Source organism: Caulobacter sp. P1_B12_2 (genome assembly GCF_056406675.1).
In genome coordinates, this window is the sequence record NZ_JBFTZS010000187.1 from 1 (window position 1) to 8,306 (window position 8,306).

General features: G+C 68.2%; 8 protein-coding genes and 1 pseudogene. 4 read left to right on the plus strand and 5 right to left on the minus strand.

Annotation, left to right across the window (positions count from 1 at the left end; genetic code table 11):
* Positions 1 to 72: 72 nt before the first annotated feature.
* Positions 73 to 846, minus strand: a complete 774-nt coding sequence (locus tag AC1DZ6_RS13175; protein ID WP_477097622.1) for a tyrosine-protein phosphatase — start codon at positions 844 to 846, stop codon at positions 73 to 75.
* A 58-nt stretch (positions 847 to 904) separates the two neighbouring features.
* Positions 905 to 1,468, minus strand: coding sequence for a hypothetical protein (locus AC1DZ6_RS13180; protein WP_477097623.1), 564 nt, complete (start codon positions 1,466 to 1,468; stop codon positions 905 to 907).
* A gap of 74 nt (positions 1,469 to 1,542) precedes the next feature.
* Here AC1DZ6_RS13180 and AC1DZ6_RS13185 point away from each other — a divergent pair, with 74 nt between their 5' ends.
* Entirely contained in the window at positions 1,543 to 2,301 is a 759-nt protein-coding gene (locus AC1DZ6_RS13185) for an alpha/beta fold hydrolase (RefSeq protein WP_477097624.1), read from the plus strand.
* A gap of 142 nt (positions 2,302 to 2,443) precedes the next feature.
* Here the strand turns inward: AC1DZ6_RS13185 and AC1DZ6_RS13190 are convergent, their stop codons facing one another.
* Complete coding sequence (locus AC1DZ6_RS13190) at positions 2,444 to 3,898, minus strand: AMP nucleosidase (RefSeq protein WP_477097625.1); 1,455 nt, start codon at positions 3,896 to 3,898, stop codon at positions 2,444 to 2,446.
* Between the two features lie 251 nt (positions 3,899 to 4,149).
* Between AC1DZ6_RS13190 and AC1DZ6_RS13195 the strand changes: the two genes are divergently transcribed.
* Both AC1DZ6_RS13195 and AC1DZ6_RS13200 read left to right on the plus strand, forming a co-directional pair.
* Positions 4,150 to 5,409 carry a dicarboxylate/amino acid:cation symporter gene (locus AC1DZ6_RS13195; RefSeq protein WP_477097626.1) on the plus strand — a complete coding sequence of 420 codons (1,260 nt, stop codon included), beginning with the start codon at positions 4,150 to 4,152 and terminating at the stop codon, positions 5,407 to 5,409.
* A 78-nt stretch (positions 5,410 to 5,487) separates the two neighbouring features.
* On the plus strand, positions 5,488 to 5,901 hold the full coding sequence (locus AC1DZ6_RS13200; RefSeq protein WP_477097627.1) for a DUF6491 family protein: 414 nt from the start codon (positions 5,488 to 5,490) through the stop codon (positions 5,899 to 5,901).
* A gap of 154 nt (positions 5,902 to 6,055) precedes the next feature.
* Here the strand turns inward: AC1DZ6_RS13200 and AC1DZ6_RS13205 are convergent, their stop codons facing one another.
* Positions 6,056 to 6,928 (minus strand): 2-dehydropantoate 2-reductase, encoded by an 873-nt coding sequence (locus AC1DZ6_RS13205; protein ID WP_477097628.1) that lies wholly within the window; start codon positions 6,926 to 6,928, stop codon positions 6,056 to 6,058.
* A gap of 72 nt (positions 6,929 to 7,000) precedes the next feature.
* A complete protein-coding gene (locus AC1DZ6_RS13210) occupies positions 7,001 to 8,041 on the minus strand; it encodes a ribonucleotide-diphosphate reductase subunit beta (RefSeq protein WP_477097629.1) in 1,041 nt (346 codons plus the stop codon).
* Between the two features lie 136 nt (positions 8,042 to 8,177).
* Between AC1DZ6_RS13210 and AC1DZ6_RS13215 the strand changes: the two are divergent.
* A pseudogene (locus AC1DZ6_RS13215) lies at positions 8,178 to 8,306 on the plus strand (glutathione S-transferase family protein); the annotation flags it as partial.

Here is an 8,306-nt window from a genome sequence, read left to right on the forward strand (position 1 = left end):
CCCTTGCGGCGGACAGAGGGGTCCCGGGCACAAGGCCCGGGATGACGGATGTTGGGAGAGCGCGAAGAGCGTTCAGAGCAGGATATGCGCCCGCACGGCCTCGCGGCCCGCCGCGTCCAGCCCCACCGCTTGCTCCAGGTAGCCGTCGATCGAGCCGTACTGGGCCTTCATCTCGGCGATCGCCGTGGCCAGGTAGTCGGCCTCGACGCCCAGGGCCGTGCGCATCGCCGCGTCGGTCGGCCGGCGGCCGAGCTCGGCCTCGAGGCGATCGGCCATCCTCGGCCCACGACGCGCGAAGAAGTCCTCGTTGTTGGTCAGCAGGTAGTCGTCGACGATGTCATCGTCGCCCACCCCCGCCACGTGATGGGTCAGCGCGGCCAGCAGGCCGGTGCGGTCCTTGCCCGCCGCGCAGTGGATCAGCACCGGACCGTGCGCGGCGGCCAGGGCCTGGAAGTAGCGCTGGAACAGGTCCAGGTGCCGCTCCGCGAAAGGGGCCCGGCGGTAGTATTCGACCAAGTAGCCGTGGATCGACTCAACCGACAGGTCCGATTCCCGCAAGAAGCTGTGCCACGGGTCCTCGCCGGTCACGCCCAGGTCGTTGTCGATCACCTCGGCGGCGAAGTCGGCCCAGCGCCGCGACGGGTCGCGCTGGCGCTCGTTGGGACGGCGCAGGTCGACGAGGGTGACGATGCCGAGGCCCGCCATGGCGGCGAGGTCGTCATCGGTGGCCTCGGCCTGGTGGGCGGCTCGGAACAGCAGCCCCTTTTTCAGCCGGCCCGCGCCGGCGGCGTAGTCGCCGAAATCGCGGAAGTTCTCGACGCCTTGCAGAGCGATGTGACGGGTCATGGCCGGCTTGTTACCGCCGCGCGGTGACGAAAGCGAGACGGTCCCTACGGCATCGCCGTCACGCCCCGCGTGTGACCTCGACCGCCCGCCAGGCCGAGCGCGGATCGTGGGCATAGGCGACGGCGCTCCAGCCGCCGTCGCGGCTCAGATGCCAGCCCACGAACGGCCAGCCGGCCGGCTGGGTCAGCGTCCCCTGATCGTCGGGCCGGCCCAGCGGCCCACCCAGCACCGTCTGGCCGGGCAGCGCTCGGGCCATGGCCTGGACGTCGTCCTGCTGGAAATAGACTCGGCACATCGACGTGCCCGACAAGTCGCCGACCGCGACGAACGCCGGCCGACCGCCCAGGTCCACCCGCCTGACCACCTTCCAGTCGACCGCGCCGTTCCCCCTTACGAGGGCGGGCACGGCATCGCCGCGCAGGGTCTCGCCGACCGAGCGGCGGGCCTCGCGCAGGATCGCGCGGGGCGAGGCCGGGGCGAAGCAGATGTCGCGGACGGCGGCGACGGCGCTGGACCGCGCCACCTTGGGGGCGAGGTTGTCCATCGTGTCCGACGCCAGGCTCACCCCCACGAAGGCGGCGGCGGCGAGGGACAGGGCGAGGGGAAGAACGTATCTGGCCATAACCCGAGGTTGCGCGAACGGACCGAGAAATCAAGAGCTGGACCGTTCGCCCCCAGCGGCGCCACTCTGCCCGCATGACGGACCTGCACCGCTTCCAGAGCTTCGACGGCGTGTCCATCGGCTACCGCACGCTGGGACAAGGCTGGCCGACCCTGATGCTGCACGGCTTCCTGGCCAGCGCCGAGACCAACTGGTTCCTGCCGGGCATCGCCGCCGCCGTCGCCGCGACAGGCCGGCGGGTGATCGCGCCGGACCTGCGCGGTCACGGCCGCTCGGACGCCCCGACCGATCCGGCGGCCTGGTCGCGCGACGTGCTGGCCATGGACCAGGAGGCGCTGATCGCCCACCTGCACCTGAGCGACTACGACCTGGTCGGTTACTCGCTGGGCGCGCGCACGGCCGTGCGGATGCTGGTGCGCGGGGCGCGGCCCCGCAAGCTGGTGCTGGGCGGCATGGGCGATCGCGGCCTGATGGAGGCCGGAGCCCGGGCGGCGATGTTCGAGGACAGCATCCGGCACGGCGACGCGGCCCAGGATCCCAGGGCCGGGCGTCGGGTCCACGCGATGATGGCGGCGGGCGGGTTGAAACCCGAGGCGATGCTGGGGGTGCTGGCCTCGTTCGCGGCGACGAGCGCGGCGGAGATCGCGGCGATCGACGTCCCGGCCCTGGTGGTGGCGGGGCAGCGGGACGACGACAACGGCTCGGTCGAGGGGCTGGCGGGGATGATGCCGAACGCGCGCGGGGCGCGGGTTCAGGGGGATCATCTGAGCGCGGTGATGGAGCCGGGGCTGGCGAAGGTCATTGCAGAGTTTCTAGGCGATAGCGGCGGCTAGCACTTGCCCCCTACGGATCGCTTCGCGATCGTCTTCCCCCACAGGGGGAAGAGGCGCGCGTCCTCCGCCCCCTATGGGGGCGGACAGGCGGCGAAGCCGCCAGGTGGGGGCAAGTGGGTGAGCCACCTGCCCCTAAATTCCATCACCGGAACGGCGGCTCGTCGAACGCCCGCAGTTTCCGCGAGTGCAGGTTCGGCCCTTCCTCCAGCAGCAGCTTGCAGGTCAGGATGCCGATCTGCAGGTGCTGGCTGATCGCCCGCTCGTAGAAGGCGTTCGCCTGGCCCGGCAGCTTGATCTCGCCGTGCAGGGGCTTGTCCGAGACGCACAGCAGCGTCCCGTACGGCACCCGGAAGCGGTAGCCCTGGGCGGCGATGGTGGCCGATTCCATGTCGATGGCCACGGCCCGGCTCTGGTTGAAGCGCAGGGCCGACAGGCTGTGGCGCAGTTCCCAGTTGCGGTCGTCGGTGGTGACCACCGTGCCCGTCCGCAGGCGCTTCTTCAGCTGATCGCCGCTGTCGCCGCTGATCGCCTTGGAGGCGTCGTAGAGGGCGCGCTGGACCTCGGCGATCGACGGCACCGGGATCTCGGGCGGCAGCACGGCGTCCAGCACGTGGTCGTCGCGCAGATAGGCGTGGGCCAGCACGTAGTCGCCGATGGTCTGGGTGTCGCGCAGCCCGCCGCAGTGGCCGATCATCAGCCAGGCCTGAGGACGCAGCACGGCCAGGTGGTCGCAGATGGTCTTGGCGTTGGACGGGCCGACGCCGATGTTGACCAGGGTGATGCCGCGGCCGCCGGGGGCCATCAGGTGGTAGGCTGGCATCTGATGCTTGCGCCAGGTCGACTCGGCCACCGCCAGTTCGGGATTGGCGGTGTTGGCGGTGATCATCAGCCCGCCCGAGCACGACAGGCCCTCATAGGGGCTGCCGTCCTGGCCCAACTGCTCGATGCCCCACCGCACGAACTCGTCGACATAGCGATGATAGTTGGTGAACAGGATGAACTGCTGGACGTGCTCGGCCGGCGCGCCGGTGTAGTGCTTGAGCCGGGCCAGCGAGAAGTCGGTGCGCAGGCCGTCGAACAGGGCCAGCGGCCGGGCTTCCTCCATCGCCGGGTTCCAGACCCCGTCGGCGATCTCGTCGCCGATGAAGGCCAGGTCCGTGGTCGGGAAGAAGCGGGCGATGTCCTCGCTGCGCACGTCGGCCTGGTTCAGGTCGATCGTGGCGTCCAGCACGTAGGGATACGGGATCTCCTGGCTGGAGCGGTCGATCTCGATCTCGACCTGGAAATCGTTGAGCAGCAGGGTCAGCTGCTCGACCAGGTAGTCCTTGAACTGGTTGGGCTTGGTGATCGTGGTGGCGTAGACGCCGGGCCGGCTGACCCGGGCGTACGAGCGCGCCAGCTTGGGCGGCAGGGCCTCGGGATCGTAGATCAGCCGCAGCTCGGGATAGGCGAACGTGCCGTCGAACCGCGCTTGCGGGTCGGGCCGGGTTCCATGTTCGAGATAGGCGCGAAGCGCGGTCCGCAGGGCGTCGACGGCGCGTTCGTATTCTTCGTTGAGCTTCTCAACGACGGCGATTGCTTTTTCTTGGTTTGACATGGCGTCCTATATCAACGTTCCGAGGCGTTTTCCAGGCCAAGCGACGACGCCGGTCTCGGGGGCATGGACGAAGGCGATTTCGTCGGCCACAAGGTATGGAAATGCCTGGACGGGGGTGGATGGCGGCGGGAGCGACCTCGCGTGATCCGGACGTCGGGCGACACCGTAGCTATCCGTGGCGCTGACACGTCGGCCCAGTCGGCTTACAAGCCGGCTCATAAGAAGACCGCAAGGCGCCCGAGGGGACCTCTATGAACAAGCGTTTCGCCTATCTGATCATCGCCTCCATGATCCTCGGGGTCCTGGTGGGCTGGGCCTGCAACCAGTATCTCGACGCCGCCCAGACCGCCGAGGCGGTCAAGTGGTTCAAGATGGGCACCGACCTGTTCCTGCGGCTGATCAAGATGATCATCGCGCCGCTGGTCTTCACCACCCTGGTGGCCGGCATCGCCCATATGGAGGACGCCGCCGCCGTCGGCCGGATCGGCGCCAAGACCATGGGCTGGTTCATCAGCGCCTCGGCCGTCTCTCTGCTCCTGGGCCTGCTGATGGTGCACCTGCTGCATCCCGGCGCGGGACTGGTGCTGAACGAGGCGGCCAACGCCGCCGCCAACGCCCCGGCCGCCTCGACCGAGACCTTCACCCTGCAAGGCTTCCTGACCCACCTGGTGCCGGTGTCGATCTTCGACGCCATGGCCAAGAACGAGATCCTGCAGATCGTCGTCTTCTCGCTGTTCGTCGGCACCGCCGTCGCCTCGCTCGACAACAAGGCCCCGCAGATCCTGGAGCTGGCCGAGCAGGGCGCGCAGATCATGCTGAAGGTCACCGGCTTCGTGATGAAGCTGGCCCCGCTGGCGATCTTCTGCGCCCTGGCCTCGACGATCGCCGCCCAGGGCATCTCGATGCTGCTGGTCTACGGCAAGTTCGTGCTCGGCTTCTACGCCACCATGGGCACGCTGTGGCTGTTGCTGTTCATCGCCGCCTTCATCGTGCTGGGCAAGCGGGCCATCCCGCTGTTCGGGGCCATCCGCGAGCCGGCCCTGCTGGCCTTCTCGACCGCCAGCTCGGAAGCCGCCTATCCGCGCATCCTCGACATCCTGCCCAAGCTCGGCATCCGCCGCCGCATCGTCTCGTTCGTCCTGCCGCTGGGCTATTCGTTCAATCTCGACGGCTCGATGCTGTACTGCACCTTCGCCACGGTCTTCATCCTGCAGGCCCACGGCGTGCATCTGACGATCCAGCAGCAGATCTTCATGCTGCTGCTGCTGATGGTGACGTCCAAGGGCATCGCCGGCGTGCCCCGCGCCTCGCTGGTGGTGATCATGGCCACCCTGACCTATTTCGGCCTGCCCGAGACCTGGATCGCCCTGGTGCTGGGCGTCGACCACCTGCTGGACATGGGCCGCAGCGCCACCAACGTGGTCGGCAATTCGGTGGCCGCCGCCGTGGTCGCCAAGTGGGAGGGCGAACTGGACGATCCCGAGCCCGAAACCGAGCCCGCCAAGGCCTAGACCCTGCAAGCGTCGCCGATTGACTTCAGGGGGGAGAAGACCAATCTCTCCTCCGAGGGACTGCTTAGGAAGACCGCCATGAACGCCAAATCCATGATCAAGGCCGGCCTGCTGACGACGGTCCTTCTGGCCGCCGCCGCCCCGGCGCTCGCCGACCCGGCCGATCCGGCCGCCAAGCCGCGCCCCGCCCGCTCGTGYTTCTCGCTGTCGGACTGGGACAACTGGAGCGCCCCCGACCGCGACACCCTGTATCTGAAGGTCCGCAATCGCGACGTCTACCAGGTGGAGCTGTCGCACGGCACCAGCATGCTGACCTCGCCGGGCGTGCACCTGGTGTCGGTCGTGCGCGGCGTCGACACCGTCTGCCGTCCGCTCGACCTGGACCTGCGGGTCTCCGACGGCTTCGGCATGGCCATGCCGATCATGGCCAAGAGCATCACCAAGCTCTCGCCCGAACAGATCGCGGCGATCCCCAAGAAGGACCGGCCGTAGGGGTCCATCCCCCTGTTGTCATCCCGGAAAGCGCGCAGCGCTTGTCCGGGACCCAGGTGAGCCGCACCGCATTCGCCCAGTCCCCTGGGTCCCGGACAGCCTCTGCGAGGCTTCCGGGATGACAACCTTCGGGGGCGTTACGCGAGTTCGCCCTCTACTCCGCCGCCGCCTCCAGCAGCGCCACCACCATCGCATTGACCGGCGTGGCGATCCCGTGCCGCGCGCCCAGGCGGACGATCACGCCGTTGCGGGCGTCCAGCTCCATCGGCCGGCCGGCGGCGCGGTCGGCGTGCAGCGAATTGACCCCGTCGGCCGGTCCCGCGCGATAGCCCTCGACCACGGTGTCGGGCAGGTCCGACGGCAGGTCCGCGCCCTCGGCCCGGCCCACCGCCACACATTCGCCGACCAGGGCCCGCATCAGCTCGGCGATCGGCTCGCGGCGGGCCACCCCCGCCGGCTTCAGGGTGAGGGCGTTGACCGCCCCGGCGCAATTGAGGGCCAGCTTCTTCCAGGCGGCGGTCTTGAAGTCCGGCGTGGTGGAGACCTGGATCGGCGTGTTGGAAAACAGGCCGACGAAGGCCTCGCYCGCCAGCCCTTGCGGCACCAGGATCGAACCGTCGCGGCGCTGGCGCACGCGACCGGGCGCGCTGCGCTCGGCGGGGATATCCACCACGGCCGGGGTGATCCGCTCGGCGGCCACATACGGGGTGAAGCGCTCGACGTGCTCGACGCCGTTCTGCAGCACCGCCACGCGGGTCTCGGGGCCGACCAGCCGGGCCAGCCAGCCGCCGGTCGCGGCCGCGTCATAGGTCTTGGTGGTGATGATCGCCCAATCGACCACCGAGGCCTGGTCCGGGCTGGTCAGCACGCGCGGCGTGGCCGTCAGCGGGCCGCCGGGCGTCTCCACCTCCAGCCGGTCGAAGGCCGTGCGCGCGCAGACCTCGACCGTCAGCGCGGGATTCTGCGCCAGCCACGCGGCGATCACGCCGCCCACCGCACCAGGACCGATCACCGCTACCCGCGTCATTGGCAAACTCCAGACAAAGAAACGCCGCCCCCTTTCGAGGGCGGCGGCATGTTATCCCCGTTGTCCCTGCTCTTATTCTGCCGGCAGGGTGTTTTCCGAGCGCTTGGTCAGCATGTTGTCGAAGCTCGACCACACGCCCTCCGCGCCGTGCCACTGGCCCGTGGTGGCGGCCTTGGAATATTCCGTGGCCCGGGCCTCGAAGAAGTTGGCGTGCTCCACGCCCGACAGCAGCGACTGCAGCCAGGGCAGCGGGTTTTCCTTGATGCCGTACACTTCCGGCAGGTGCAGCTGGCGCAGGCGCCAGTCGGCGATGAACCGGATGTACCTCTTGATATCATCAGGCGTCATGCCTTGGATCTCGCCGGCCTCGAAGGCCAGGTCGATGAAGGCGTCCTCCATGATCACCACGCTCTTGCAGCACTCGACGATGTCGGCGGCCACCTCGGGGGTGACGCACTTCGTCTCGGCGTTGAACGCGTGGTACAGCTTGATGATGCCTTCGCAGTGCAGGCTCTCGTCGCGGATCGACCACGAAACGATCTGGCCCATGCCCTTCATCTTGTTGAAGCGCGGGAAGTTCATCAGCATCGCGAACGAGGCGAACAGCTGCAGGCCTTCGGTGAAGCCGCCGAACATGGCCAGCGTCCGCGCGATGTCGGCATTGGTCTCGACGCCGAACTTCTGCATGAAGTCGTGCTTGTCGCGCATGGCCTGGTATTCCATGAACGCGCCGAATTCGCTCTCCGGCATGCCGATGGTTTCAAGCAGCAGCGCGTAGGCCGCGATATGGATGGTCTCCATATTGGCGAACGACGACAGCATCATCTTCACTTCGGTGGGTTTGAAGACCCGGCCGTAGCGTTCCATGTAATTGTCGGCGACTTCGATGTCGCTCTGCGTGAAGAAGCGGAAGATCTGCGTCAGCAGGTTCCGTTCCTTGTCGTTCAGCTTGACGGCCCAGTCCTTGAGGTCCTCGCCCAGCGGCACCTCTTCGGGCATCCAGTGGACCTGCTGCTGCTTCTTCCAGAACTCGTGGGCCCACGGATAGCGGAAGGGCTTGTAGGCGCCGGAAGGGGTCAGGAGGCCTGGCAGGGCGGCAAGCTTGGCGGACATCGAGGACGGCTCCAGGGCAGGCGGACGCGAATCGGACGGGCGGTTTAGACTCTCTTGGTAGCGCAGTCGTCGGGATCATCTAGTGGTCACGACGTCGCAGCACACAACATGTTGTGGGCAAACTGGGTAACGAAAGATGAATCAAGCTTACACCATCTATGGCGCGCTTGGCTCGGGCTCCGTGCCCGTCGAAGCCACTTTGACCCTGCTGGGGCAGCCCTACAGCGTGGTCGAGGCGCCGACCTGGGAGGGCGCGGCCCAGCAG